This is a genomic window from Streptococcus oralis, from assembly GCF_001579525.1.
Classification (GTDB): Bacteria; Bacillota; Bacilli; order Lactobacillales; family Streptococcaceae; genus Streptococcus; species Streptococcus oralis_M.
This window is the reverse complement of record NZ_KQ970788.1, coordinates 154,639-180,850: the sequence shown is the minus strand read 5'-3', so window position 1 is coordinate 180,850 and position 26,212 is coordinate 154,639. Positions and strand designations below refer to the sequence as shown.

At 40.4% G+C, this 26,212-nt stretch carries 20 protein-coding genes, 1 tRNA gene, 2 pseudogenes and 1 riboswitch; of the genes and pseudogenes, 7 read left to right on the top strand and 16 right to left on the bottom strand.

What is annotated here, in order from left to right; genetic code table 11:
- Nucleotides 1-22 precede the first annotated feature (22 nt).
- The 4 genes from dapA to SORDD25_RS00870 form a co-directional block, all read right to left on the bottom strand.
- Nucleotides 23-958: a 4-hydroxy-tetrahydrodipicolinate synthase gene (gene dapA, locus SORDD25_RS00885; protein WP_061852267.1), complete on the bottom strand. Its 936-nt coding sequence runs from the start codon at nucleotides 956-958 to the stop codon at nucleotides 23-25.
- A gap of 56 nt (nucleotides 959-1,014) precedes the next feature.
- The gene (locus SORDD25_RS00880) at nucleotides 1,015-2,091 is read right to left on the bottom strand and encodes an aspartate-semialdehyde dehydrogenase (RefSeq protein ID WP_061852266.1); all 1,077 of its coding nucleotides are present in this window, start codon (nucleotides 2,089-2,091) and stop codon (nucleotides 1,015-1,017) included.
- A 357-nt stretch (nucleotides 2,092-2,448) separates the two neighbouring features.
- A tRNA-Thr gene (locus tag SORDD25_RS00875) sits at nucleotides 2,449-2,521 on the bottom strand.
- A gap of 104 nt (nucleotides 2,522-2,625) precedes the next feature.
- Nucleotides 2,626-3,138, bottom strand: a complete 513-nt coding sequence (locus SORDD25_RS00870) for a QueT transporter family protein (protein ID WP_061852265.1) — start codon at nucleotides 3,136-3,138, stop codon at nucleotides 2,626-2,628.
- A riboswitch (PreQ1 riboswitch) is annotated at nucleotides 3,136-3,232 on the bottom strand. (Overlaps the previous gene by 3 nt.)
- A gap of 28 nt (nucleotides 3,233-3,260) precedes the next feature.
- Here SORDD25_RS00870 and SORDD25_RS00865 point away from each other — a divergent pair.
- Both SORDD25_RS00865 and mscL read left to right on the top strand, forming a co-directional pair.
- On the top strand, nucleotides 3,261-3,698 hold the full coding sequence (locus tag SORDD25_RS00865) for a GtrA family protein (RefSeq protein ID WP_061852264.1): 438 nt from the start codon (nucleotides 3,261-3,263) through the stop codon (nucleotides 3,696-3,698).
- Between the two features lie 78 nt (nucleotides 3,699-3,776).
- On the top strand, nucleotides 3,777-4,157 hold the full coding sequence (gene mscL, locus SORDD25_RS00860; protein WP_061852644.1) for a large conductance mechanosensitive channel protein MscL: 381 nt from the start codon (nucleotides 3,777-3,779) through the stop codon (nucleotides 4,155-4,157).
- Nucleotides 4,158-4,198: 41 nt separating this feature from the next.
- Here the strand turns inward: mscL and hemH are convergent, their stop codons facing one another.
- From hemH to SORDD25_RS00840, 4 genes and pseudogenes are all read right to left on the bottom strand, one after another.
- Nucleotides 4,199-5,293, bottom strand: a complete 1,095-nt coding sequence (gene hemH, locus SORDD25_RS00855) for a ferrochelatase (protein ID WP_061852263.1) — start codon at nucleotides 5,291-5,293, stop codon at nucleotides 4,199-4,201.
- A gap of 76 nt (nucleotides 5,294-5,369) precedes the next feature.
- Nucleotides 5,370-6,242 carry a PI-2 pilus system class B sortase SrtG2 gene (srtG2, locus tag SORDD25_RS00850; RefSeq protein WP_081103623.1) on the bottom strand — a complete coding sequence of 291 codons (873 nt, stop codon included), beginning with the start codon at nucleotides 6,240-6,242 and terminating at the stop codon, nucleotides 5,370-5,372.
- A gap of 75 nt (nucleotides 6,243-6,317) precedes the next feature.
- Nucleotides 6,318-7,055: pseudogene (gene srtB / locus SORDD25_RS00845) on the bottom strand (class B sortase); the annotation flags it as partial.
- Nucleotides 7,049-7,237: pseudogene (locus SORDD25_RS00840) on the bottom strand (adhesin); the annotation flags it as partial. The pseudogenes SORDD25_RS00840 and srtB, both read right to left, overlap by 7 nt.
- A gap of 313 nt (nucleotides 7,238-7,550) precedes the next feature.
- On the opposite strand from SORDD25_RS00840, the gene pepT reads away from it, so the two are divergent.
- On the top strand, nucleotides 7,551-8,774 hold the full coding sequence (gene pepT / locus SORDD25_RS00835; protein ID WP_061852262.1) for a peptidase T: 1,224 nt from the start codon (nucleotides 7,551-7,553) through the stop codon (nucleotides 8,772-8,774).
- Between the two features lie 36 nt (nucleotides 8,775-8,810).
- Here pepT and SORDD25_RS00830 read toward each other — a convergent pair whose 3' ends face one another.
- The 5 genes from SORDD25_RS00830 to SORDD25_RS00810 form a co-directional block, all read right to left on the bottom strand.
- Nucleotides 8,811-11,858: a pneumococcal-type histidine triad protein gene (locus SORDD25_RS00830; protein ID WP_061852261.1), complete on the bottom strand. Its 3,048-nt coding sequence runs from the start codon at nucleotides 11,856-11,858 to the stop codon at nucleotides 8,811-8,813.
- A gap of 13 nt (nucleotides 11,859-11,871) precedes the next feature.
- On the bottom strand, nucleotides 11,872-12,789 hold the full coding sequence (locus SORDD25_RS00825) for a metal ABC transporter substrate-binding protein (RefSeq protein WP_061852260.1): 918 nt from the start codon (nucleotides 12,787-12,789) through the stop codon (nucleotides 11,872-11,874).
- Between the two features lie 195 nt (nucleotides 12,790-12,984).
- Nucleotides 12,985-15,522 carry a pneumococcal-type histidine triad protein gene (locus tag SORDD25_RS00820; protein ID WP_061852259.1) on the bottom strand — a complete coding sequence of 846 codons (2,538 nt, stop codon included), beginning with the start codon at nucleotides 15,520-15,522 and terminating at the stop codon, nucleotides 12,985-12,987.
- Nucleotides 15,523-15,766: 244 nt separating this feature from the next.
- Nucleotides 15,767-17,500 (bottom strand): phosphoenolpyruvate--protein phosphotransferase, encoded by a 1,734-nt coding sequence (gene ptsP, locus SORDD25_RS00815; protein WP_000138129.1) that lies wholly within the window; start codon nucleotides 17,498-17,500, stop codon nucleotides 15,767-15,769.
- Nucleotides 17,501-17,505: 5 nt separating this feature from the next.
- Nucleotides 17,506-17,769, bottom strand: a complete 264-nt coding sequence (locus tag SORDD25_RS00810) for a phosphocarrier protein HPr (protein ID WP_000146948.1) — start codon at nucleotides 17,767-17,769, stop codon at nucleotides 17,506-17,508.
- Nucleotides 17,770-18,130: 361 nt separating this feature from the next.
- Between SORDD25_RS00810 and nrdH the strand changes: the two genes are divergently transcribed.
- From nrdH to SORDD25_RS00790, 4 genes are all read left to right on the top strand, one after another.
- Entirely contained in the window at nucleotides 18,131-18,349 is a 219-nt protein-coding gene (gene nrdH, locus SORDD25_RS00805) for a glutaredoxin-like protein NrdH (protein WP_000259240.1), read from the top strand.
- An 80-nt stretch (nucleotides 18,350-18,429) separates the two neighbouring features.
- Nucleotides 18,430-20,589: a class 1b ribonucleoside-diphosphate reductase subunit alpha gene (nrdE, locus tag SORDD25_RS00800; RefSeq protein WP_061852258.1), complete on the top strand. Its 2,160-nt coding sequence runs from the start codon at nucleotides 18,430-18,432 to the stop codon at nucleotides 20,587-20,589.
- A gap of 194 nt (nucleotides 20,590-20,783) precedes the next feature.
- Nucleotides 20,784-21,746, top strand: coding sequence for a class 1b ribonucleoside-diphosphate reductase subunit beta (gene nrdF / locus SORDD25_RS00795; protein ID WP_061852257.1), 963 nt, complete (start codon nucleotides 20,784-20,786; stop codon nucleotides 21,744-21,746).
- 138 nt (nucleotides 21,747-21,884) lie between these two features.
- A complete protein-coding gene (locus tag SORDD25_RS00790; RefSeq protein WP_061852256.1) occupies nucleotides 21,885-22,652 on the top strand; it encodes a DeoR/GlpR family DNA-binding transcription regulator in 768 nt (255 codons plus the stop codon).
- 39 nt (nucleotides 22,653-22,691) lie between these two features.
- Here the strand turns inward: SORDD25_RS00790 and lacG are convergent, their stop codons facing one another.
- From lacG to SORDD25_RS00775, 3 genes are all read right to left on the bottom strand, one after another.
- A complete protein-coding gene (gene lacG / locus SORDD25_RS00785; protein ID WP_061852255.1) occupies nucleotides 22,692-24,098 on the bottom strand; it encodes a 6-phospho-beta-galactosidase in 1,407 nt (468 codons plus the stop codon).
- Nucleotides 24,099-24,178: 80 nt separating this feature from the next.
- Nucleotides 24,179-25,873 carry a lactose-specific PTS transporter subunit EIIC gene (locus tag SORDD25_RS00780; RefSeq protein WP_061852254.1) on the bottom strand — a complete coding sequence of 565 codons (1,695 nt, stop codon included), beginning with the start codon at nucleotides 25,871-25,873 and terminating at the stop codon, nucleotides 24,179-24,181.
- The gene (locus tag SORDD25_RS00775) at nucleotides 25,873-26,190 is read right to left on the bottom strand and encodes a PTS lactose/cellobiose transporter subunit IIA (protein ID WP_001078327.1); all 318 of its coding nucleotides are present in this window, start codon (nucleotides 26,188-26,190) and stop codon (nucleotides 25,873-25,875) included. The genes SORDD25_RS00780 and SORDD25_RS00775 overlap by 1 nt, the downstream gene beginning before the upstream one ends.
- Between the last annotated feature and the right edge of the window lie 22 nt (nucleotides 26,191-26,212).

The following is a 26,212-nucleotide window of genomic DNA, read 5'->3' as shown; positions in this document are numbered from 1 at the left end:
ATCATGGATTTTATTGTCTTTATTAGTAATCTGGTCTAAGGACACCTGTTACGGTTGCCTTAGTTGCTTCGTAGTCACCATCTACGACAACTTTGATGATGCGTTTGGCATCTTCTTCTGGTGCTGGAACTAGAGGTAGACGAGTTGGTCCAGCTTCAAATCCCATATAGTTCAAAACTGCCTTAACTGGAGCAGGACTCGGATAAGAAAAGAGGGCATTGACTTTAGGAATGAACTTACGTTGAATAGCTGCTGCTTTCTTCATATCGCTTTCTGCAATGGCAGTAAACATCTCGTACATCTCATCTCCATTTGTATGAGAGGCAACAGAAATAACCCCATCCGCACCAAGGTTCATGGCATGAAAAGCATCTCCATCTTCACCCGTATAAATCAAAAATTCTTCTGGCTTGTGCTCAATCAAGTAAGCCATATTTGCCAAACTAGTACATTCCTTGACACCAATGATATTAGGATGGTCAGCCAAGCGAAGCATGGTTTCTGGAGTTAATTCCACTACTACACGCCCTGGAATGTTATAGATGATAATAGGCAAGTCGGAAGCGTCTGCAATAGCTTTAAAGTGCTGATACATGCCTTCTTGAGAAGGTTTGTTGTAGTATGGTACGATAGCAAGTCCAGCAGCGAAGCCACCAAAGTCTGCGACTTCTTTGACAAACTCGATCGAGTCACGCGTATCATTGGTACCTACACCCGCAATCAAAGGAACGCGTCCATTGACAATCTTTTGTACAGCCGCAAAGAGTTCCAACTCCTCATCGTGGGTTAAAGTTGGACTCTCAGCAGTCGTTCCAGCTAGAAGAATGCCGTCTGTGTGATGGGTCAATAAATGCTCAATCAAGGCTGGAATGGCATCAAAGTTGATGGAACCATCCTCATGGAAAGGGGTAATAAAGGCTGTGATGATTTTACACTCTTTTAAATCTTGATAAGACATGAGAAACACCTCTCTATTTCAAAGAAGGAGTTCATCTGAACTCCTAAACGATATGACTATTTTAATTCAAATTTCAACTCAGCTGTTGGACGAACCAATCCACGTTCGTGAAGTGTTTCTGCGATCTGAACTGAGTTCCAAGCAGCACCTTTGAGAAGGTTATCTGAAACAACCCACATGTGGATTCCTTTTTCAGCATCCAAGTCTTTACGGATACGACCAACAAAGGTATCACGTGAACCAACAGCATTGATAGCTTGAGGATAGATTTGATGCGCTACATCATCTTCAAGAACTGCACCTGGGAAGGCTGCGATAGCTGCTTTCACTTCTTCGATTGGAGCCAATTCTTTTGTTTCGATATAAACTGACTCAGAGTGAGCTGACAAGACTGGAATACGCACACATGTTGCAGACACTGCAATGCTATCATCTTCCATGATTTTCTTCGTTTCCTTGGTCATCTTCATCTCTTCGTATGTGTAATCATTGTCCGTGAAGACATCGATTTGTGGAAGAGCGTTAAAGGCGATAGGATAGTGTTTCTTGTCACCACCTGAAGGTAAGATTTCCGCATGCAAATCACGTGGGTTCACACCATCATTCAAGACTTCACGAAGTTCACGTTGTGTTTCAAGAATCGCTCCCATACCAGCACCTGAAACTGCTTGATAAGTTGAAACGATGATACGGTCCAAGCCCCATTTTTGACGAACAGGCTCAAGAGCCACCATCATTTGGATTGTTGAACAGTTAGGGCAGGCAATGATTCCGTTGTGGGCATCAAGTGCCTGGGCATTGACCTCTGGAACAACCAAAGGAACATCTAGATTTTGACGGAAATAAGATGTGTTATCTACTACTACCGCCCCAGCTTGAACTGCGTATGGTGCATACTTAGCTGATGTCGAACCACCTGCTGAGAAGAGTGCAATATCAACACCCTCAAAAGCTGTCTCAGTTGTCTCTTCAATCGTAATATCTTGGTCTTTAAATTTCAAAGTTTTGCCTGCTGAACGTGCAGAAGCAAGGTAACGAATTTTATCGATTGGAAGTGTTGATTCTTCCAACATTTTTATCATCTGAGCTCCGACAGCACCTGTCGCGCCGACTACAGCAACTGTATATCCCATAAATAACCTCTTTCGGAATTTTCTAAAAATTTCTATAATAGATGTATTATACTACTTTTTCCAGAAATTGAAAAGCATTTTTGGGTTATATTTTCTGAAAATTAAAAATCCCTAGTCATTGACCAGGGACTAAGAGGCATCTTCATGTGATGAGCAGGTTCACACAACTCATCAAGGTCCGCTCCTGCGTTATGACCTCCTTATGCTCAATAGCAGTCCGAAGACTACCTATCGACTCATCGCATCTACTATTCTACTAGATAGAGTCACTTTTGTCAACAGCCAAAACTCTTGGGCCTCATTTTCATAGAGGTATAAGAAAAACCTTGGTCTCCCAAGGTCATTTTGTTTCTATCATGCTAATTGCCGGGATTGAACCGGCGACCTCATCCTTACCATGGATGCGCTCTGCCAACTGAGCTAAATCAGCTTACCTAAAAAGTATACTATAGTTCTATGTTATTGTCAAGCGCTCTCTTTTAATTTTCTAGAATGAAAAAGCTAGATTTAGCAAGAATCTAGCTTATAAACTTCTTATTTTGTTAGATCGATTCGCTGTCCCAGTTTACCAATCAAAATCGCACCTACGATAAGTGATGCAAACTCACCAATTCCAGTAGAGAACCATGTGAAGAAGAAGGGAGCTTCTGTCAAGATATGAAGTTCAGCTGCAATGGTAATCATTGAAATGGAGAAGAGGATTGAAAAGAAGAAATGATCTTTTCGAATCAATCCGTTAAAGAGGTAATCTTTGCTGTATTTTGCAAAGAGCCATACACCTAGACTTAGGAAAACTAGGGTAGAACCTCCACCGACAAAGACATCTATTAGGCCAAAACTACTAAATAAATTAGCAATCATACATCCAATTGTCACACCGAAAATGTATTTAGGGTTGTAAAATGCCAAGAAATTCAACATTTCTGAAATACGGAACTGATACACCCCAAAACTAAGAACATTGATTGGTGGCGTAATAGTCAAAACCACATAAATAGCAGCAACAATAGCAATATCTGCCATGTCACGAACAGTTAATTTTTTCATATTTTCTCCTTTAACGGTTTCCCGCGTAAAATATGCTTGGTGAAAGAAGCTAAGCACCAAGGGTTGAGATTATCAACCCTACTAGTATAGCACATTAGCCAGTTTTATGCTATACTAAAATCATGAAAAAACTAATAAAAGCTTTCTTTGATAACGAGATTCTCTCCTACCTATTTTTCGGTGGTGCTACGACTCTGGTTTCTATTTCATCACGTTTGGTTATTTACCATATCAGCCACCAGGAAATCCTCGCAACTGCCCTAGCTAATATTATCGGGATTCTCTTTGCCTTTCTCACAAATGATACAATCGTCTTTAAACAAGAGAGAAGAAATTGGCCAACCCGTCTGGCTAAATTTTTCTTAGCTCGTCTCTCTACACTTTGTCTTGACATTCTTTTAACTTATATCTTTGTTACAACCTTTCCTGATGTTATTGGCCAGTTTGTTGAATATAATATAGATAGGGTCAATACGGTTGAAACTATCCTAGCACAAATTTTGATCATCATTTTAAACTATATTTTCAGTAAAATCTATATATTTAAAAGCTATGACTGACTTCCTGAGCATCTATGTTGATTTCTTTTACAAATTAAGATATAATTAGATAGAAATTTAGGAAAGGACATTATGAAAATGTTAAAGGATTTAAAAGAATTCTTGCTTCGTGGTAATGTTGTTGACCTTGCTGTCGGTGTAATCATTGCCTCTGCTTTTGGTGCTATCGTTACTTCATTTGTTAATGATATCATCACTCCACTTCTATTGAACCCAGCTTTGGAAGCTGCGCAAGTACAAAACATAGCTGAGCTTGCATGGAATGGTGTTACATATGGTAAATTCTTGAGTGCTATTATCAACTTTCTCGTTGTAGGTACTGTGCTTTTCTTCGTTATTAAAGGTATGGAAAAAGCGCAAAACCTTCGTAAGAAAGAGGAAGTGGTTGAGGAAGCACCTGCTGCTCCAACTGAACTTGAAGTTCTTCAAGAAATCAAAGCTCTTCTTGAGAAAAAATAAAACAGATAAAGGATTTAGCTTTAAGTTAAATTCTTTTTTCTTTACTCTTTTGGTAACTTCCCAGCCTTTTCGAGCATTTTCTTAATCAAGTAAGGCATCTTCACATTTTTACGGCCTTTTTTCTCAATGAGTTTTTTGACAAATTCTGGCATCTGAAGATCGTCTGTCTCTTTCATGATGTCCTTGGTAGTTGCCGAAGGCGCTAACTCATCAAAGGTTTCTTCTTCTGGGAGAAAAGCTTTAAATTTTTTGTTTTCGTTGGCTCGTACAGTAGCAACTAAAGCGTCAATTAAATGGCTATCCGTATTGGGCATAGGTGGGCGATGGTAGGTGACACCTAATTCTTGACACAACTCATAACATTCTACATCGTTATCAAAAAGAACTTCAATGTGCTCACTGATAAAACTAATCGGTACAAAAATATAATGCTCTGGATGTTGCTTTTGTTCTCGTAAATATTCTAAGACATCTGGCTTGATCCAAGGGATTCCAATATCGCTTTCGCTCTGCCAAGTATTGGTATACTGATCGGCTGTTAGGCCGAGTTGTTCAGCGATTAGCTTGCTATTATCGAAAATTTGATCGATATATGAATCTCCATAGTCCAAGGCAAAAATGGGAACACTGTGTGCTGAAAAGATTACCTTGAAGGACTCTTCTCCCACATGGTTTCGTAAAATTTTTCTAATCTCATCTGTCCAAAAGTCCAGCAAAGGCTGTTGTTGATACCAGTCCTTAATTACTAAAAATCGGATCTGTTGGCTTTCCAGAAACTTTTCATACCCCATGACTGAGTAAAAAGAATAATGAGGTTCCAAAATCAAGCAGATACATTCTTCAACACCATCAGCTTCCATCTGCTTGATCACGTCTGGAATAAAGGGACGAGAAAATTTGTTGGCAAAGTAGATACCGTACTCCTCGCCTAAACGTTCCTTGACTAAATCAACCTCCTCACGTGTAATCCTCTGCAAGGGCGTCCCACCGATAAGGACATAGTTGTCATAGAGAGTCTGAATCTCGTGGTCTTGGGGTCTAACTCCACGACGAATGTTTGTAAAGAATTCCGCTACCCCTTCAAAACTAATCTCCTCTGGCGATCCAAAGGTCATCATTAATATTGCTTTTTTCATATTATCATCCTTATGATATTATTTTCACTATCTATTCTATCATGAAAGAAAAAATAGTAAACGCTTCCGACGTCTACTATTTCTTTTTGTCTTTAGTCTTTTTATCTCGTCTCATGATTAGGATGATGAGGATAAGAAGTAAGAGGACGATAATAAGGAGTAGAAAGGCTAGGATGTAAATCCAATGGCTTGGAATTCCATGATCGAAATACCGTGTTCCTACTGCTTCCCCACTCTTATCCTGTGCTACTTTTACCGGCGCATCCGTTATTTTAGCTAACAGGATATGTCGTCCATTAGTTATGTTAAGGAAACAGGTGCTTAACATAACTATCTTGTCCGTTGAGGTCAAAGAAACATCTCGCTTGTATTTGGCTTTACTTAGCAGATATTGATAGTAGGCCTGGTGTTCCTCGTCATTGGAACTCAGGGTTCGATAAATTTCCGTGTCATAAGCATCTACTTCTAAAATCCCAAAAATCTCAAGCCCTCGTTCACGACCATTATAATAGATAGAGCCATAACGGTGATTTTCAAAAAACTCTTGGTTAGCAAACTTTTGTATCTCACCAAACATGGCACCAGAGGCCATAGAGTGACCGTAGATAATGGTGTTAAAGTCGGTAAAATTTGGATTAAAACGATAGTCTAGAAAAATAGACCCCGACACAGTATAATCACCAAAGGCATTTCGGTCAAGGTATTTAACATTATCCTGACTCTGCAAGAGAGGATAGTCTACCTTGGTTCCATCAAGTCTAATCCAACCACAAACATCCTTATTCAAGTGCTGCAGGGTTTCAAAACCAGTACTGCTCGCATCTTTTTCAATGGGATTATAGTGATCGTAGTCGCTCGCAAGGACTCTATCAGCTGCAAAAAGACAGAAAAAAGCTAGAAAGAGGGATAGAATGACCTTTATAACTTTGCGACTCGTAGATGTTTTCATATTTCCTTCTTTCTCCTTTCTAGCCTTGAAAATAAAAGAGCAAGAGAGACTGTCCCTTTCTCTTTTATCATTAGTTTAGTCAGTAATACTATCTGCTTCTTCTTTTGCTTCTCTTCTTCGTCGCAATATCAAGTAGAGGATGATGAGCAAGAAGATCAATAACAAGAGCAAGATAAATAAGATGATGTACCATATCCACAAAGGAATCGATGAGAGAAATCGTCCAAGCGATGAATCATCAAAGACACTGTAAGGGAATGGTTTTGATTTTTTCGTATGGAAGGTGTTCTTTGGAACCGTATCCGTAATCTTGGCAACTACGATATGTCTCCCATTTGTTACGTCTAGGAAACAGGTACTGAGGAGGATGATATGGTCATTCGGCCCCAGTGTAATATCCCGCTTGTGGATGGCAACCGAGAGTAAGTGATCGATATATTCTTGGCGCCGATCATCTCCATTAATACCTGGATCGTAGATGTTAAAGTCATAGGCGTCCACCTCGAGCATCTCAAAGATCTCAAGACCTTTTTCAACACCATTATAGTAAATACTACCGTAACGATGCTGGTCAAAAAATTCCTTATCAGAAAACTTTGCTACATCTCCAAACATAACCCCATTTTCTACATGGTGTCCGTAGATGATAGTATTAAAGTCTTCGAACTTGGATTCATTTCGAGCCTCAAGGAAAATAGCTCCTGTTGCGGCAAATTCTCCCTTTGAGTCCTTGTTCAGGTACTTTTCATTGTCCTTGGCTTGGACTAAGGGATAGTCAATATTGGTGCCATAGACATTGATCCAACCAATGACAACTCATACTTGTCATCCTGTCCTGATATCGGAGTAATCGTTTTATGAAGAGTTGTCTGAGGTTCTGTAGTAGAATCTGCATTTAACAGACTTATCGGAGCACACAAAAAGAGAATAGCTAACAGTGTAACTAAACGGCGCGCAATAATTTGAACTTTCTTAAAATCGAAGCGAATGTTCATTTTATTCTCCTTAACTAGAATGTACTAATATTGTTACTATATCAATCTAGGACATTTACAAGATAATTGTACAATAAAGTTCACGCAGTGTCAATTAATATGATTAATTTTATATTATGTTAATTAATAAAAGAGTATGATTCTTCTTTGTCTTTCAAACTATTCTATGGTAAAATGAAAAAAGAATAGAATAACCGTTTTTCTATTTGAGATTATTATGGATTTGAGTTATTATATTTTTTAAATCATAAAACCTTCGGAATTAGTTTTTTCTGAAGATAGCATTCTATTTTTAATTGTAAAAGGAGTTTTTATGACTTATCCGAACCTTTTAGATCGTTTCTTGACCTACGTTAAGGTCAACACGCGTTCTGATGAATATTCTACTACTACTCCAAGTACGCAAAGCCAGGTAGATTTTGCGACCAATGTTCTTATTCCTGAAATGAAACGTGTCGGTCTGCAAAACGTCTACTACCTTCCAAATGGTTTTGCTATTGGTACCTTACCAGCTAATGATCCCAGCCTGCCACGCAAGATTGGCTTCATCTCCCACATGGACACTGCTGACTTCAATGCTGAAGGAGTTAATCCGCAAGTCATCGAAAATTACGATGGTGGAGTTATCGAACTTGGAAACTCTGGTTTCAAATTGGATCCAGCTGATTTCAAGAGCATTGAGAAGTATCCAGGCCAAACACTCATCACAACCGATGGCACGACCTTGCTGGGTGCTGATGACAAGTCTGGTATTGCTGAGATTATGACAGCTATTGAATATCTGACTGCTCACCCTGAAATCAAACACTGTGAGATTCGCGTTGGTTTTGGGCCAGATGAAGAAATCGGTGTTGGTGCTAACAAGTTTGATGCAGAAGATTTTGACGTTGACTTTGCCTATACTGTTGATGGTGGCCCACTAGGTGAACTTCAGTACGAGACTTTTTCAGCCGCTGCTGCTGAGCTTCATTTCCAAGGACGCAATGTTCATCCTGGTACTGCCAAAGGTCAGATGGTTAATGCCCTTCAGCTAGCAATTGATTTTCACAATCAACTTCCAGAGAATGACCGACCTGAACTGACAGATGGTTACCAAGGTTTCTATCATCTTATGGATGTGTCAGGTAGTGTCGAGGAGGCGCGTGCAAGCTACATCATCCGTGACTTTGAAAAGGATGCCTTTGAAGCGCGTAAAGCAGCTATGCAAGCCATCGCAGACAAGATGAATCAAGAGATTGGGAATGATCGCGTTAGCTTGACTCTGACAGACCAGTACTACAATATGAAGGAAGTCATTGAGAAAGACATGATGCCTGTTACCATTGCTAAGGCTGTTATGGAAGATTTAGGTATCACGCCAATTATCGAACCAATCCGTGGTGGAACAGATGGGTCTAAGATTTCCTTTATGGGAATTCCAACTCCAAATATCTTTGCTGGTGGTGAAAACATGCATGGACGTTTTGAATACGTCAGCCTTCAAACTATGGAGCGTGCGGTGGATACCATCATTGGCATTGTATCTTATAAAGACTAAAAAAGACGAGGTAGCTCAGCTACTTCGCCTTTCTTTTTATTCATTTGGTTGAGCACTTGTCTCAGACTCACTTTGTGCTTGCTTTTCTGTTGGTTGAGAAGTAGCTGTTTCACTGTCTTTCTCAGACTTAGATTGGCTATCAGTTTCACTTGCTTTTGAACGGAGTTCCTGGTTCAAGATAATGATTTCTTTAGCTAGAGTGAGGAGACCTTCTTTATCACTGCTTTTGGCTGCAAGTTGATCAAATAGGGCATCGACACGTTCAAAGTCAGCATCGGATCCTTTGTTATCCTCTAAGTACTTGTGAAGAGAGAGCAAGACATTATAGAGTTTTTGGTAGATGATCACGGTTTGCGGATCTTGTTCCGCTTCTTTTTTCTCTCGTTGGATAGTCGCTGCAATACGATTTAAAAGATCCTCAAGTTGTGTTTTAGCTTCGTCAAGGTCTGCATTTTCCTTTTCAGTAGCCGCTTTGATATTAGCTACTTCTTCAGCTAGGGATTGTTTGACACCATCTTCTTTGACACGTGCTAGGAGTTGAGCAGCTTTAGTTAGGAGAGCATCCACTTCTTCCTTCTTAACATGGCTAACTCGCTCTTCTGGCATAAAATCACCGTAGAGTTCTTTTAGGAATTCATAGATGGCGGTCTTAGCAGTTTGACTATCTACTTTTTCCGTATCTAGAATAGTCTTACCAGCTTTTGTAGATACGGGTTCTTCTTTGAGAGCCTCTTCTACTTCTAGCTTAGTTTGGTAAATAGTTGGGAATAGCTTGTTCAAGTCGGTTGCTTTGAGGAAAGATTGTGACTGGTAAAGTTCCCAAGTCAACTTGGCAACACGGTTCCGAAGTTCTTCTCTCAAACGACCATCAGACACATGTTCATAGAAATACTTGATGTACTCAACTGTTGTGACTCCTGTCCGATCTCGGAAATCTTGCAAGGCCTGCAGTTTCGCTTCAATGGCAGCCAACTCTGTCTCATCCTGTGCTAGTTTTGCTTCCTGCAAATGTACCAAAAGATCTTTCTTAGGCAAGCCATAAGTATCTGTATCCAGTGTATTGATCTTATCTACTAGGGCTTGGTACTTCTTATCTAAAGGTGAAGTTTCAACCGGTGCCACACTTTGATCCACATGGATATACTGTTTATCAAAGAGATCCAAGGCTGCTAGATATCCAGCAGTTGAGTTTGTTGCCAATTTTTTCATATTTTCGGTGAATTGTCCCAAAGCAAGTTCAACACGTCTCTGCATGATTGGCTGGTCTTTGTAGAGACTTCTGCTATCTGCTAACAGTTGATCCACTTTAGATAGAACCGTTTGTTCATCAAAAGCCCCAGGTTGATAGGTCGATTGTAGGGCCGGAATCTTATTTTTCAAAGCTACTTCATAGCCCTTAGTTTGAACCTTGATGTAGTGATTGTGGTCTCCGTGTGGAATCACAAAACTACCACTTTCTACCTGTAAACTATAAGGAGATACCCCATCACGTAGGGCAGTCGTATACAGTTCATTTAGGAAATCCAGTTCTGGATTTCCAGTTTGGAGAGGAATACGAACATGTTCTTTTCGAACGGCATAGGGATGGATATGGGTTGGATCATAAGCTTGATCCGGATTTCCAAAGACAAAGAATCCATTTGAAATGCGAATCGCTTCGAGTGGAACCCCATATGTCTTAGAAATGTAAGCAATCTTTTCTTCATCGCTAGCATCTCTTGAGAAAGACTCTACACTTTTTGCGAGTGGTTGAACGTGCTGAGGCTGATGATTTTCTTTCAAGTGATCTTGGGCAGCTTTGATTTGAGCTGCAGTCAAGTCCTTCTTGAAGAAGTAATGATTATGATCACCATGAGAAACTACAAACCCTTGCTCATCTTCACTAATAACACGGTCAGCTGCAAAACCATGATCATGTTCTTCACCGTGATGGTGGTCATGCTCCTCTCCATCATGGTCATGTTCTTCATGGTTGGTATCCTGACTTCCATGGTTACCGTCTTGGTCATGAGGATGATCTGGTTGGGCTGGATGTTCTGTTGGTTTGCTTGGATTTTCCAAAGGTGTTGGCTTCCCACTGTCGCTAGATAAAGGAAGCATACGTGCAATCTTTTCTTCCAAGGCAGAAAGTTTTGTATATGGGATGAAATGATAGTGATTTCCGTGTGGAATCGCCACGCCACTTGCTGTTCTGCTCGAAATCTTAGCAGGGTCAAAAATCAAGCCATCTGATTCAGCATAACGTTGACTACTTGGAAGAGCATAGAGTTGCTGCAATAGACTCTGTAAGCTCTCTTCTGGATTGCTTGGTCTTTCAGCTTCTTGACTCAGATTGCTAGTTTGACTAGTTGTGTTTGGACTCGGACGATAGTCAGTCACACTTGCTTGTTTTCTAGTTCCAGAAAGGTAGGCTTGGGCAGCAACCAATTCACTAGCAGACAAGGAGCTCTTTGGAATATAGTGGTAATGTCCACCATGAGGGACAATATAAGCATCTCCAGTATCCTCTATAATATCAGACGGATTAAAGATGTAGCCATCGTCGGTAGTATAACGGCCTTGTGATTGCGCAAGTGTCACTGCACTGTTAGAAGTTGGTGCATCATGAGTATGACCTTGTTTTTGGCGCTCAATTTCGTCCTTCGTACGAACATTATCAGCATGTGCCGCATCTTTAAGGTAGACATAATACTTGCCATCCACCTTGATAATGTAACCACCTTTGATTTCGTTGACAATATCAGCGTCTTTCAGTTGATAATTGGCATCTTTCATCAACAGTTCTTCGCTGAAAATCGCGTCAAAAGGAACTTTACCATTGTAATAATGGAAATGATCACCGTGTGAAGTCACATAACCTTGATCGGTAATTTTCACAACAATTTGTTCAGCCTGAATGTCTTCTTTTTTGCTAACTTGATCTGGTGTTTGGGTCTCTGTTTTTTGAGAGTCTTGCTTCCCATCGACATAAGACACACGGTTATTATCTTTGTTTTCTTCTACCTGGTGTTGGTTCAATGCATAGATGCAAAGGCTTAGGGAAAGGACAAGAGCCGATCCTGCCACAAGGTATTTCTTATTCATTTTCATCATCTCCTTATTTTAATTCTTCTGCAAGAACATTCATATTTTCTTCAAGGTTTTCTAAGTAAGTTTTATCATTTTCAGGATCTGCTTCCAAAGGATTGAGTGTCTTTAGACTAACTCCCGTTGATTTAACCAAGGTCTCAGCGACTTTAGAAGAAGCGTTGCTCTCAGTAAAGATGGTTTTAACCTTATAGGTTTTAACGAATTCCTGAATTTCTGTTAGTTGTCTCGGACTTGGCTCTTGTTCAGGGGAAATCCCTGCTATACCAAGTTGTTTCAAACCAAAGCGTTTAGCGAGATAAGAAAAGGCTGTGTGTTGTGTAACAAAGGTCTTTTGACTCGCTTTTTCAAAAATAGGCTGGTACCTCTTAGTCAATTCTTGGGCTTTAGTAATAAAGTTTTTAGCATTCTTTTGATACGTTTCCTTATTGGCACTATCAAGTTCCGAAAGTTTGTCTGCAATAATCTGTGCCTCTTCACCTGCTTTTTCTGGATCTAACCAAGTGTGAGGGTCGTAGAGTGTTTTTTCATCAATGCCGTCACCAGCTTCAACATCTTCCAAACCTGGTACACGCTCCAACGTCATTCCTTCAGAAGCTTCTAAAACCTTAACTTTTGAGTTTTTCAAGTTTGGATCTAGACTTCCCGCCCAAGATTCGAGCGTATGAGAATGGTAGACAAAGACATCCGCGTCATAGATAGCAGCAATGTCATTTGCTGACGGTTCAAAGGAGTGAATCCCACTACTTGACTGAATCATCCGTACGTCATTCAAGTCACCTGATACCTCTTTGACCATGGCATAGATTGGGTAAAAACTTGTTACAATCTTCATTCCTTTTGCTTCTTGTTTTTCTTTTTGACTACATGCTCCTAAGACAAGAACCAAGAGACCTACCACTAATAATAGAAATGTTCTTTTTTTCATTGTTACTCCTTAACTAGTATTTAACCATTTAATTAACTAGTAAATAGTTTATCTTTATTTACACTATATGTCAAGATATTTTACATATTTTCATGAAAAAAATGAGAACTAGAACTTACATTCTGTTCTCATTTTCGATTTTAACTTTTCTAGTTCTCCTATCCTGTTTTTAGGAACTAGAAAATGCTCCTACCTTTACTTACTCTCCTTTAATAAAGCCAATAACTTTTCAGCTTCAGCCATAATGGTATTGTTGTCCTGGGCGCCAAATAGCAGGTTGTTTTTTAATCCTGTGAGAGTTTCTTTGGCATTGGACTTGATAATGGGGTCTTGAATCTTTGCAAGTAGCTCTTCAGCCTCTCTTAACTTCGCTTCAACCTTTTCAGTCTCGACCTGAGGTTCTTCTGGTTCCTCTGGTGATTCTTCTTCCGGCTCCTCAGTTGGTTTTGGAGATTCTGGTTTCTCACTTTGAGGCTTCTCTTCGCGTGGCTTTTCTTCCTCAGGTTTGTCTGTCCGAGGTTTCTCCTCTGATGGTTTTTCCGTTTGATTGGTATCAGCTTGACCATTTTGGTTTCTTTGAACATGGTCACTTGCATTGCCCCAACCACTATCTGAATGCGGACGTTCGCTTGGATGTTCGACATAGTACTTTACAGTCGCAAAGAGATCTTCTAGACTATACCCCTTAGGTGCCTCATAAAGTCCTTCGTCAAACCACTCAAATTTGATGTTATGGTAATGATCATAATGAGGAATGATTAAACTACCGTTTTTAACTTCCACGGTATGTTGGAGATTGTAAGGCATACGATCAAGCGGCACCTTCTTAGCTGCTTTCACGCGGTTGTAGATAGCTTCTGCTCCTTTAGCCTCCGTATTTCCTGGATTCTGATAATCTGTTGAAGGAGGAGTCAAACCTTTCTCTTTAGCATAAGCCTGGGCTGCCGCTCTTTCGGCTTCAGACAAACTATCTTTTTTAATCCAATGGCTATGGGTCATATGTGGAGTTACATAGGCATCCCCCTCATCACTGGTGATATCACGTGGATCAAAGATATAGCCATCTTCTGTTGTATACTTGCCTGCCAACTTGGCTACCTGAATCTCATCATCAGTGTAGGCAATTTGCGCATTTGGTTTTCCTAAACGTTCTGGATGACGAATCGGTGCTAGAAATGCAAGTATATCTTCGACCAACTTAACTTTATCACTGCTTTCATCATTTAAACGTTCCAACAGTTTATCCAAAGCGTCAAAATCAACTTTACGACCTTTATTATCAAGTAAGTCCTGATGAATTCTTGATAGTAAATCATAAGCCTTATTGTAAAATCCTCGATCACCAGATGGGAGATTGGTTTTCTTAGCTCCGAGTTTATGAGAAAAACTTTCTTGCTTGGCTAGTTTACTATCAATTGCTGCTGCTGTTTCTGCTGAAAGCTTCTTGGCAGGAATATAACGTGAGGTTCCATTCTCCTCAAAGACATAGCCGTCAGCTACTTTTCGAATAGCCTGTTTAACTAATTTTTCATCAATTGGATTGCTTGGAGTTAGTTGAGGATTTGGTACAGGTTGCGGGCTTGGACTAGGTTCCGGAGTCGGTTGTGGACTTGGTTGTTCTGGTCTTGAATCCGGCACCCTATGGTTCGAACTGTACTGTAGAGGAATAATACGAGCGATTCGTTCTTCCAATTCAGACATCTGTGAATAAGGGATGAAATGGTAATGGTTCCCATGAGGCACAGCAACTCCTCTGGCTGTTCGACTTGTGATTTGTGCCGGGTCAAAAACAAGGCCATCAGATTCTACGTGTCGTCGACTGAGTGGCAAGGCATAAAGTTGTTTCAGAAGGCCATCAATATCCTCATCACTTTGATTGACTTGACTGTTAGTGTTGCTGTTGTTGGTTGTGTTCGTATAGCTATAGCTGTTGCCTTGATTATTATAGGATGGGGTCCATCTATCTACATCGCTGCTAGCACTGTTGTTATTGGTACGGCGATAAGTAGGCGTATTTGATTGACCACTTCTACCAGATAGGAAGGCTTCTGCTGCAGCCAATTCGCTGGCTGATAACTCACTCTTAGGAATGTAATGGTAATGGTCGCCATGAGGAACGATGTAAGCATCACCAGTATCTTCAATGATATCGGATGCATTAAAGATGTAACCATCATCTGTGGTGTAGCGTCCCTGTGAACGTGCCAAGGCTACCGCGCCATCATTTGCTGAAGTCCCTCCTTCACGATGCTGACTATGTTCTTGTTTTTGTCGATTGATTTCTTCTTTTGTACGGACATTATCCGCATGGGATGCGTCCTTAAGGTAAACATAGTATTTTCCATCTACCTTGATAACATAACCGCCCTTGATTTCACTGACAATATCCTCGTCCTTGAGCTGGTAGTTTGGATCCTTCATCAGCAACTCTTCACTGATGATAGCGTCATAAGGGACCTTGCCATTGTAATAATGATAGTGGTCGCCGTGTGAAGTGACATAGCCCTGGTCTGTTATCTTGATGACGATTTGTTCGGCATTGATACCTTCTTTTTTACTAACCTCATCAGGAGTCAGATTTTCCGTTTTTTGCGCAGCCTGTTTACCATCAACATAAGACACACGGTTATTTTCCTTGACTGTTCTGGCTTGATACAGTCCCAACTCGTAAGAACAAACACTTAAAATTAAAGCTGCCGCAGAACCAGCAAGGTATTTTTTGTTAATTTTCATCGAAACTCTCTTTCTTTTTGATATTTCTAGTTGCAATTCATTTCTAAATTGCAGAAACTCCTCTCTAATACTTAACTGGTTAATAGTTTACTCCTAAATTTGTAACTTGTCAAGAATTTTATGAACTGGTTAAGTATTTTTTGTTCTCCACCACTACTTTTTCAAGATTGGACTTTCTATAAGAAAGATTTTTTTGAAAATTCTTTAAAAAAATCCCTGCAACTGGGTTGCAAGGACTTTTCGATTAATCAAAATTAACGTATTCTTTTTGAAGTTCAAGAACTTCTTCCATTGTTGAGCATTCTGTAAGGGCACGGTTTGCGTACTCTTCCATCTTAGCTGTATCGAGTTTCTTCATCAAGCTACGTGTACGAAGTACTGATGTTGCTGACATAGAGAACTCATCCAAGCCCATTCCTACAAGAAGTGGAACAGCTTGTTGGTCACCAGCCATCTCACCACACATACCAGCCCATTTACCTTCAGCGTGAGCTGCTTTGATAACGTTGTTAATCAAACGAAGGATTGATGGGTTGTATGGTTGGTAAAGGTATGAAACTTGTTCGTTCATACGGTCTGCTGCCATTGTGTATTGGATCAAGTCGTTTGTACCAATTGAGAAGAAGTCAACTTCTTTAGCAAATTGGTCTGCAAGCATTGCTGCTGCTGGGATTTCAATCATGATACCAACTTGGATATTATCCGCAACTGCAACACCTTCAGCAAGAAGGTTTGCTTTTTCTTCGTCAAAGACTGCTTTCGCTGCACGGAATTCTTTCAAGAGCGCAACCATTGGGAACATGATACGCAATTGACCGTGAACAGACGCACGAAGAAGGGCACGGATTTGTGTGCGGAACATAGCATCTCCAGTCTCAGAGATAGAGATACGAAGGGCACGGAATCCAAGGAATGGGTTCATTTCGTGAGGCATATCGAAGTAAGGAAGTTCCTTATCTCCACCGATATCCATTGTACGAACGACAACAGGTTTACCGTTCATTCCTTCAAGTACAGCCTTGTAAGCTTCGTACTGCTCGTCTTCTGTTGGGAAGTCTTGAGAATCCATGTACAAGAACTCTGTACGGTAAAGACCAACAGCTTCTGCACCGTTGTCATTGACACCTTCAACGTCTTTTGGAGTACCGATGTTGGCAGCCAATTCAAAGTGTTTACCATCAGCTGTTACTGTTTTAGCATCTTTCAAGAGAGCCCATTCAGCTTTTTGTTTCGCATAAGCTTCACCAGCAGCCTTGAATTCTGCTGCTTGCTCATCAGTTGGGTTGATAATAACCTCACCTGTGATACCGTTAACGGCAAGAATATCACCGTCTTTAACGATTTCAGTGATATTGTTTGTACCCAATACTGCTGCAATTTCAAGTGTACGCGCCATGATAGCTGAGTGGCTTGTACGTCCACCAATGTTGGTTACAAAAGCTTTTACAAAGTTTTTGTCCAATTGAGCTGTATCTGAAGGAGTCAAGTCATGCGCAATCACAATCACTTCTTCATTGATAGAAGCTGGGTTTGGTAATTTTTTACCAAGGAGGTTGGCCAATACACGTTTTGTCACGTCGCGGATATCCGCTGCGCGTTCTTGCATATATGGGTTGTCTTCCATGCCTTCAAAGATAGTGATAAACATGTCTGTTACTTCTTTCAGACCTGCTTCTGCATTCACTTTCTTCGCACGGATTGTTTCCTTGATTTGGCTGATCATTTCTGGGTCAGCAAGAACCATTAAGTGAGCGTCAAAAACTTGAGCTGCTTCTTCACCGAGCGTACCTACTGCTTTCTCGCGAATAACAGAAAGCTCGTCTTGTGATGCCTGTAGAGCGGCATCAAGGCGAGCTTCTTCTGCGTTTGTATCTTCGACTGTAATAGTCTCAAATGACAAATCCGGTTGAACGAGTAGATATGCTTTTGCAACTGCAACACCGTCAGATGCTGCGATTCCTTTAAGCATTTCTGTCATTTTCCTTATGCCAATCCTTCTTTTTCCATAGTTTCAGTGATAGCAGCGATTGCGTCGTCAGCATCTGCACCTTCAGCTGAAATTGTAACGTCAGCACCTTGGCCAACACCAAGACTCATAACACCCATGATAGATTTAAGGTTTACTGATTTACCTTTGTATTCAAGAGTGATATCTGAAGCAAATTTGCTAGCTGTTTGAACCAACAATGTTGCTGGACGTGCGTGAATACCTGTTTCTGCCACTACGTGGAAATCTTTAGAAGCCATAGTTTGACTCTCCTTTAGTTATTTCTTTTTTGGATTATATGTGATAACCCTTACAAGACTGTATTATATCACCTTCTAGATTATTTTTCAAGTGTTTTATGGACTTTCTTCTATTTCCTTTCAGATAACTTGCTGAAAATCTTCTATTTATCTTACCAATATACAGTATATAGTTTTTTTGTTTTGATAAACTTTGATAGTTCAATGAAAACCCAATTTTAAACTCTGACAAAACACTATATCTTGTGCTTTGCTTTTGAAACTGTAACTTTTTAGCACAAGATTTAGTTTAAAAAGTTTGACAAAGTTTTTTTTCTGATATACTAAGAAAGTAATCAATTTTGAAAGAGGAGTTACGAAAATGGTAACCGTTTATTCTAAAAACAACTGTGTCCAATGTAAGATGACCAAGCGTTTCTTGGACAGCAACAATGTCGCTTATCGTGAGATCAATCTCGACGAGCAACCAGAGTACATCGATCAAGTTAAAGAGCTCGGTTTCAGCGCTGCTCCTGTTATCCAAACACCAACTGAAGTCTTTTCAGGCTTCCAACCAGGAAAACTGAAACAATTAGCATAATCTTAGTACATCATCCAGAAGAGATTGCTTCTAGGGCTAACTTAGAGGCCTTTCTTTTGTAATTAGATAAAGGAAATTTTATGGGATTAAAACATCTTGAGGACGTAACTTACTTCCGTCTCAATAACGAAATCAACCGTCCTGTCAATGGACAAATCATGCTTCATAAAGATAAGGAAGCCTTGGATGCCTTCTTTAAAGAAAATGTGGTTCCAAATACAATGGTTTTTGATTCAATCACTGATAAAATCAACTACCTCATTGAACACAACTACATCGAAACTGCATTTCTCAAGAAATACCGTCCAGAGTTTTTGGAAGAATTGCATCAATTTATCAAGGACCAAAACTTCCAATTCAAATCATTCATGGCTGCCTATAAGTTTTACAACCAGTATGCCTTGAAGACTAATGACGGTGAATATTACCTTGAAAGCATGGAAGACCGTGTCTTCTTTAACGCCCTTTATTTTGCTGACGGGGATGAAGCGATTGCGACTGATATTGCCAATGAAATCATCCACCAGCGCTACCAACCAGCTACTCCTTCCTTTTTGAACGCAGGCCGTGCTCGTCGTGGGGAATTGGTATCTTGTTTCTTGATCCAAGTAACTGATGATATGAACTCTATCGGCCGTTCCATCAACTCAGCTCTTCAACTTTCACGTATCGGTGGTGGTGTGGGAATTTCCCTCAGCAACCTTCGTGAAGCTGGAGCTCCTATCAAAGGTTATGAAGGTGCTGCCTCTGGTGTCGTACCAGTTATGAAACTCTTCGAAGACAGTTTCTCTTACTCTAACCAATTGGGTCAGCGTCAAGGGGCTGGTGTAGTCTACCTCAACGTCTTTCACCCAGATATCATCGCCTTCCTTTCAACCAAGAAAGAAAATGCCGATGAAAAGGTTCGTGTTAAGACCCTCTCACTTGGAGTTGTGGTCCCAGATAAATTCTACGAATTGGCTCGTAAAAATGAAGAAATGTACCTCTTCAGCCCTTACTCTGTAGAGCTTGAGTACGGTGTGCCATTCAACTATATCGACATCACTGAAAAATATGATGAATTGGTCGCAAATCCAAACATCCGCAAGACAAAAATCAAAGCTCGTGATTTGGAAACTGAAATCTCTAAATTGCAACAAGAGTCTGGTTACCCTTATGTAGTCAACATTGATACAGCTAACCGTGCAAATCCAGTAGATGGTAAGATTATCATGAGTAACTTGTGTTCTGAAATTCTTCAAGTCCAAGAACCAAGCTTGATCAACGATGCTCAAGAATTCCTTCAAATGGGAACAGACGTTTCATGTAACCTTGGTTCAACCAACGTTGTCAACATGATGACTTCACCTGACTTTGGTCGTTCTATCCGTGCGATGGTTCGTGCCCTTACTTTCGTTACAGATAGTTCACACATCGTAGCTGTCCCTACTATCGACCACGGAAACAGTTTGGCTCACACCTTTGGTCTTGGTGCCATGGGACTTCATAGTTACCTTGCCCAACAACTCATCGAATACGGATCTCCTGAGTCAGTTGAATTTACAAGCATCTACTTTATGCTTATGAACTACTGGACCTTGGTGGAATCAAATAATATCGCCCGCGAACGTGGTATCACCTTCCACAACTTTGAAAAATCAGACTACGCTAACGGTAGCTACTTTGACAAGTATGTAACTGGCGAATTTGTTCCAAAATCAGACCGTGTTAAAGAACTCTTCAAAGATGTCTTTATTCCAAGTGCTGCTGATTGGGCTGAACTTCGCGAAAAGGTTCAAGCAGATGGTCTTTATCACCAAAACCGTCTTGCTGTTGCTCCAAATGGTTCTATCAGCTACATCAACGACGTTTCTGCTTCTATCCACCCAATTACACAACGTATCGAAGAACGTCAGGAAAAGAAAATAGGTAAGATTTACTACCCTGCCGCAGGATTGTCTACAGATACCATCCCTTACTACACTTCTGCTTATGACATGGATATGCGTAAGGTGATTGATGTTTACGCGGCTGCGACTGAGCACGTGGATCAAGGACTTTCACTCACTCTCTTCATGCGTAGTGACATTCCAAAAGGTCTTTACGAATGGAAGAAAGAAAACAAACAAACGACACGTGACTTGTCAATCCTTCGTAACTATGCCTTTAACAAGGGTATCAAGTCTATCTACTATGTCCGTACCTTTACAGATGATGGTGGAGAAGTCGGTGCTAACCAATGTGAGAGCTGTGTGATTTAATTTTTATCTGAGGCAACCACGTTTTCTCAGACTACTGATTAAGTTAACCGCCAGAAAAAACTTGATAAGTATCTTAAATACTATGAAAAACTAAAAAGTCGGTCTTCCGACTTTTTGTGCGATACTCTTCTCATACTATGATAAAATAGAGATGATTCGACAATCGCATTATTACATACAGAAAGAGATTTCAAATGGAAACTTACTACAAAGCCATTAACTGGAATGCCATCGAAGATGTCATCGACAAATCAACTTGGGAAAAGCTGACGGAGCAATTCTGGCTTGATACGCGTATCCCCTTGTCAAATGACCTAGACGACTGGAGAAAACTATCAAACAAAGAAAAAGACTTGGTTGGAAAAGTCTTTGGTGGTTTGACCCTTTTGGATACCATGCAATCTGAAACAGGGGTTCAGGCGCTTCGCGCAGACATCCGTACACCGCATGAGGAAGCTGTTTTCAACAACATCCAGTTTATGGAATCTGTCCACGCAAAATCTTATTCTTCTATCTTTTCGACTTTAAATACCAAGGCTGAAATCGAAGAAATCTTTGAATGGACCAACACTAACCCCTACCTACAAAGAAAAGCGGAGATTATCAATGAAATCTACCTCAATGGTAGCCCGCTAGAAAAGAAAGTTGCCAGCGTTTTCCTTGAAACCTTCCTCTTCTACTCTGGTTTCTTTACACCGCTCTACTATCTCGGTAACAACAAACTGGCCAACGTTGCTGAAATCATCAAACTGATCATTCGTGATGAGTCTGTCCATGGAACTTATATTGGTTACAAATTCCAACTTGGTTTCAATGAATTACCTGAAGAAGAGCAAGAAAACCTCAAAGAATGGATGTACGACTTGCTCTACACTCTCTACGAGAACGAAGAGGGCTATACAGAAAGCCTCTATGACGGTGTTGGCTGGACTGAGGAAGTTAAAACCTTCCTTCGTTACAATGCCAATAAGGCGCTTATGAACCTAGGACAAGATCCACTCTTCCCAGATTCAGCTGATGATGTCGATCCTATCGTCATGAACGGTATTTCAACAGGAACTTCTAACCACGACTTCTTCTCTCAAGTCGGAAATGGTTACCTCCTTGGTGAAGTTGAAGCCATGCAAGACGAGGATTACAACTACGGTTTAGACTAATTTGGCTGATCATTCAAAATATCATGGTTTGTTTAAAACAACCATGATATTTTTGTTTTGTTTTATTTTGTTTTTGTCTATTTGAAAGATTGAGCGTTTTATGGTAAGATAATAATAGTAGAAATCGAGGTGATAAGGATGCTAAAGCAAGAAAAACTAGATAGTATTCTAGAAGCAGTAAACACAAAAGGCACTATTACTGTAAAAGAGATTATGGAGAGTCTTGATGTGTCAGATATGACAGCTCGCCGCTATTTACAAGAACTAGCAGACAAGGATTTGCTGGTCCGTGTGCATGGCGGCGCTGAAAAACTTCGTACAGGTTCTCTCTTAAACAACGAACGCTCAAACGTTGAAAAACAAGGCTTGCAGATTGCTGAAAAACAAGAAATTAGCCGTTTTGCAGGGCATTTGATTGACGAAGGTGAAACTATTTTTATCGGGCCAGGAACAACCTTAGAATGTTTTGCTCGTGAACTCCCAATTGATAATATTCGTGTTGTAACAAACAGTCTTCCAGTTTTTCTCATCCTAAACGAACGAAAACTAACAGATTTGATTTTGATTGGTGGAAATTATCGCTCTATCACTGGAGCTTTTGTAGGAACACTTACCCTGCAGGATTTAGCCAATCTTCAGTTTTCTAAAGCTTTTGTAAGCTGTAATGGTATTAAGGATAAGGCAATTGCTACTTTCAGTGAAGAAGAGGGCGAGGTACAACGAATCGCCTTGAACAATGCTAATAAAAAATATCTACTGGCAGACCACAGTAAGTTTAATAAGTTTGATTTTTACACCTTCTACAATATCTCAGAGATTGATACAATCGTTTCAGATTCCAAACTGAGTCAGGAAACATTTGAAGAGCTGTCGAAACAAACAACCATTCTTTTATCAAAACCATAAAAATTCCCCTGCCTTTTGGTGGGGAATTTTTGTTGAATTTTATTCAATAAGTTGTGTCTCAGCTAGTTTCTTGTACCAGTGAGCCGATTTCTTTGGATAGCGCTCCTGGGTTTCAAAATCAACATAGAAGAGGCCATAACGCTTTTCATAGCCATTTGACCAAGAAAAGACATCCATCAGCGACCAGATAAAGTAGCCTTTGACGTTGGCTCCATCAGTGATTGCATCTGCAATCACTTCCATATGTTTCTTAACATAATCAATCCGCCCATCATCGTAGACTGTCCCATTCACAAAGTCGTCTTTGTATCCGAGACCATTCTCTGTGATGTAGATTTTTTTGTAATTTGGGTAATCTTGTTTCACGCGCATGATTTGATCATACAAACCTTGAGGATGGATAATCCAATCCCAGTCCGTACGTGGGACATAGTCAGGCGCTACTCGACATCCAACTCCCTTAATCTGATACTTAGAGCTTCCTTTTTCACCCTTACCGTTATGAATGATTTCTGTTTCGCCATCAAAGGCTTGCATCCAATCACTCATGTAGTAGTTAATTCCAAGGAAGTCGTTCAAGTCTTTTGCAGCTCCTAGCACAGCGAAGTCTTCTTCACGCAGATCTAAACTTCCACCATTGACTGCTAAGATATGGTTGACACCTTCCATTGTTTCATCTGAATAGCGTCCAAGATAAGTTGCATCCAAGATAAATTTATTGTGGATGATATCTTCCAACTCAGCAGCGCGAACATCTGCTGGATTATCTGGATCTAGAGGATATTTAGTAGGCAGGGCATGAACCACACCAATTTCACCTTTATATCCTTTATCTTTATATAGCTTGACTGCACGCGCATGCGACACCATCATATTGTGATGAGATTGGAAGACTTTGGCAAGATTGTACTGGATACCTGGTGGAAATTTCCCAACCAAATATTGACCATCACCGATTGGCCCAATTTCATTAAAGGTCGTCCAATAGTTGACTTCTGGAAATTCTTCAAAACAGAAGGCTGCGTAGTCTACAAAGTGTTCAATGTTTTCACGGTTTAAGAAGTCTCCATTTGAATGTAGAGCTTCTGGCGTATCAAAGTGATGAAGAGTTACAAAGGGCTCAACATGCCGTTTGTGGCACTCTGCAAATAGATTATGATAGAACTCAACCCCCTTGTCATTAACCTTCCCATAACCAGTTGGAAAGATACGTGACCAAGCGATTGAAATACGGATACCATTGACACCATACTCTTCTGCAAGTTTGAGGTCAATTGGGTATTTGTGATAGAAATCACTGGCTGGTTCAGCAGTGTACCAGTAGTTATCTTCAAGATATTTATCCCACGCTACTGGTCCTTTACCATCAGTATGTGTAGCACCTTCTGCTTGATAGGCAGCTGTTGCGCCACCGAAAATAAAGTCTTTTGGTAATGTTTTTGACATGTATTTCACCTTTCAATTAAAAAGAAATAAGATGGAGAGGAGGCTAGTGAGGCTTTATTCTCCATCTCACTTCTAAAATTTTATTGTTCAAATTGAGCTTGTACGAATGCAAGAGCACCTTTTCCATCGCGAGTCAGTTTAATGTATTGGCCACCTTCTGTCTTGGCAAGTTTGATACCAAGTTTGTCGGTTTCGGCCTTCATGTCTTCAAAGTTTGAAGCAACTTGAGGAGCAAGGATAACCAGATCAAACTCAGGCAACATTTCACGGTGAGCACCATAGCCACCAGCTGCTGCTTTAACAGGAACCTTGTACTCTGCAGCTGCCTTGTTTAGAGCATTTGCAAGGAGACCACTTGTTCCTCCGCCTGCACAGAGAACCAAGACATTGGTTTCTTCAGTGATTGTGTTTTGCGCTGCTTCTACACCAGCTTTTTCAAGAATAGCATCTGCTTTAGCAGTATTGAAGTTTGCAGCTACTTTTTCTTTCAATTCATCATTGGCTTTACCTGAACGCTCTTCTTCAAGAATTTGTTCATCATAAACCTTGAGGAATGGATAGTAGATGGCTACATCAACAAGGATTAACAAAGCAGCAAGTACAAATGACAAGAATTGGAAGTTTGTACCGAGAACAATACCGAGCGGACCTGGTGTTGTCCAAGGAAGGTTGGCTGTAAATGAGTTCATGCCAAGCGTCTCAATAAAGAATTTAAAGATCCATACGTTGGCAATTGGTGCAAAGATAAATGGAATAAAGAAAATCGGATTCAATACAAGCGGTGCACCAAACAAGATTGGTTCATTTACACCAAAGAAGGTTGGTGCTACTGAAGCACGTCCGATTGCACGATTTCGTTTTGATTTTGTTAACCACATGAACATGAATGGAACAACTAGTGTCGCACCTGTACCACCCATGGTAACGATAAACATTTGTGTACCTGAAGTAAGGATCTTGTCTGCATGCATCCCTTGTTGGAGAAGGTTCAAGTTGACTTCGGCATTTGCATAGGTAATAGCTGCGATTGCTGGTTCAACGATAGATGGTCCATGGATACCCACAAACCAGAAGAAGGCAAAGGCCCCAAAGATAATGGTAATACCCAGATAGCCATCAGCAGCTGAGAATAATGGTGCAAAGAATTTACCGATTGATTCTGCTACACTTGCACCAACAAAATGACGAGCTAGTAAATCAAGGACATAAAGAGAAACAACTGAAAGAGTGAATGGAATCACATCTTTAAAGACTTGTGAAATATTTGGTGGAACTTCGTCAGGCATACGAATAGTGACGTTGTTCTTAACACAAACCTTATAGATGGCTACAGTAACAAAGGCAGCAAGGAAGGCTGAAAGCAAACCTTTTGTCCCAAGGAAACCTGTCGCAAAACCACCTTCAATCGGATCAGCTGCTAACATCAACAAACCAACAATTGCTGCCAACAATGTTGACATATAGTTGATTTGGTTGGTTTTTTCCATTCTACGGTTAACTGAGTCCGTCAATGACTTAGCTGTTGTACCAGCTACCAAGAGAGCCAAAATCCCCATTGAATAACTATAAGGTTTCATGAGGAGATTAACAACATCATCAGACCATTTAAAGCCCCATGAGTTTGGTACAAAAGCAATCAAGATAAAGATACTTGAGAAGAGAATAACAGGCATACCTGCAATGAAACCATCACGAATAGCACGAAGATAGATATTACGAGACAGTTTTTCAAAGAAAGGTTTCCCTTTCTCGATAAAAGCAATTAGTTTGTTCATTACTTAACTCCTCTCTTGTAAAGTTCGATTAAATGGTGCATCAAGTCTTTGAGCAAGATGGTTGTCATCAAGTGATCCTGACCATGCATCATGGTCACACTATAGGCCAAATCTTCACCAGCTGCTTCCTTGGTCAATAGACTTGTTTGCGCGTGATGAGCCTCGGCGATACAGCCACCAGCTTCCTCCACGAGAGTATCAGCTTTCGCAAAATCGCCAGCTTCAGCAGCTTTCAAGGCTTCCAATAGTTTCGAACGAGCATCGCCAGCATAGGCTACGATTTCAAAACCTAACAATGTTACTTCTTCTCTATTCATGATAGAATTCTCCTTATGTATT

Bases quoted from the DNA above. Each gene is read 5' to 3' on its own strand.
- dapA (WP_061852267.1), bottom strand. From the start codon at position 958: ATGTCTTATCAAGATTTAAAAGAGTGTAAAATCATCACAGCCTTTATT.
- SORDD25_RS00880 (WP_061852266.1), bottom strand. From the start codon at position 2,091: ATGGGATATACAGTTGCTGTAGTCGGCGCGACAGGTGCTGTCGGAGCT.
- SORDD25_RS00870 (WP_061852265.1), bottom strand. From the start codon at position 3,138: ATGAAAAAATTAACTGTTCGTGACATGGCAGATATTGCTATTGTTGCT.
- SORDD25_RS00865 (WP_061852264.1), top strand. From the start codon at position 3,261: ATGAAAAAACTAATAAAAGCTTTCTTTGATAACGAGATTCTCTCCTAC.
- mscL (WP_061852644.1), top strand. From the start codon at position 3,777: ATGTTAAAGGATTTAAAAGAATTCTTGCTTCGTGGTAATGTTGTTGAC.
- hemH (WP_061852263.1), bottom strand. From the start codon at position 5,293: ATGAAAAAAGCAATATTAATGATGACCTTTGGATCGCCAGAGGAGATT.
- srtG2 (WP_081103623.1), bottom strand. From the start codon at position 6,242: ATGAAAACATCTACGAGTCGCAAAGTTATAAAGGTCATTCTATCCCTC.
- pepT (WP_061852262.1), top strand. From the start codon at position 7,551: ATGACTTATCCGAACCTTTTAGATCGTTTCTTGACCTACGTTAAGGTC.
- SORDD25_RS00830 (WP_061852261.1), bottom strand. From the start codon at position 11,858: ATGAATAAGAAATACCTTGTGGCAGGATCGGCTCTTGTCCTTTCCCTA.
- SORDD25_RS00825 (WP_061852260.1), bottom strand. From the start codon at position 12,789: ATGAAAAAAAGAACATTTCTATTATTAGTGGTAGGTCTCTTGGTTCTT.
- SORDD25_RS00820 (WP_061852259.1), bottom strand. From the start codon at position 15,522: ATGAAAATTAACAAAAAATACCTTGCTGGTTCTGCGGCAGCTTTAATT.
- ptsP (WP_000138129.1), bottom strand. From the start codon at position 17,500: ATGACAGAAATGCTTAAAGGAATCGCAGCATCTGACGGTGTTGCAGTT.
- SORDD25_RS00810 (WP_000146948.1), bottom strand. From the start codon at position 17,769: ATGGCTTCTAAAGATTTCCACGTAGTGGCAGAAACAGGTATTCACGCA.
- nrdH (WP_000259240.1), top strand. From the start codon at position 18,131: ATGGTAACCGTTTATTCTAAAAACAACTGTGTCCAATGTAAGATGACC.
- nrdE (WP_061852258.1), top strand. From the start codon at position 18,430: ATGGGATTAAAACATCTTGAGGACGTAACTTACTTCCGTCTCAATAAC.
- nrdF (WP_061852257.1), top strand. From the start codon at position 20,784: ATGGAAACTTACTACAAAGCCATTAACTGGAATGCCATCGAAGATGTC.
- SORDD25_RS00790 (WP_061852256.1), top strand. From the start codon at position 21,885: ATGCTAAAGCAAGAAAAACTAGATAGTATTCTAGAAGCAGTAAACACA.
- lacG (WP_061852255.1), bottom strand. From the start codon at position 24,098: ATGTCAAAAACATTACCAAAAGACTTTATTTTCGGTGGCGCAACAGCT.
- SORDD25_RS00780 (WP_061852254.1), bottom strand. From the start codon at position 25,873: ATGAACAAACTAATTGCTTTTATCGAGAAAGGGAAACCTTTCTTTGAA.
- SORDD25_RS00775 (WP_001078327.1), bottom strand. From the start codon at position 26,190: ATGAATAGAGAAGAAGTAACATTGTTAGGTTTTGAAATCGTAGCCTAT.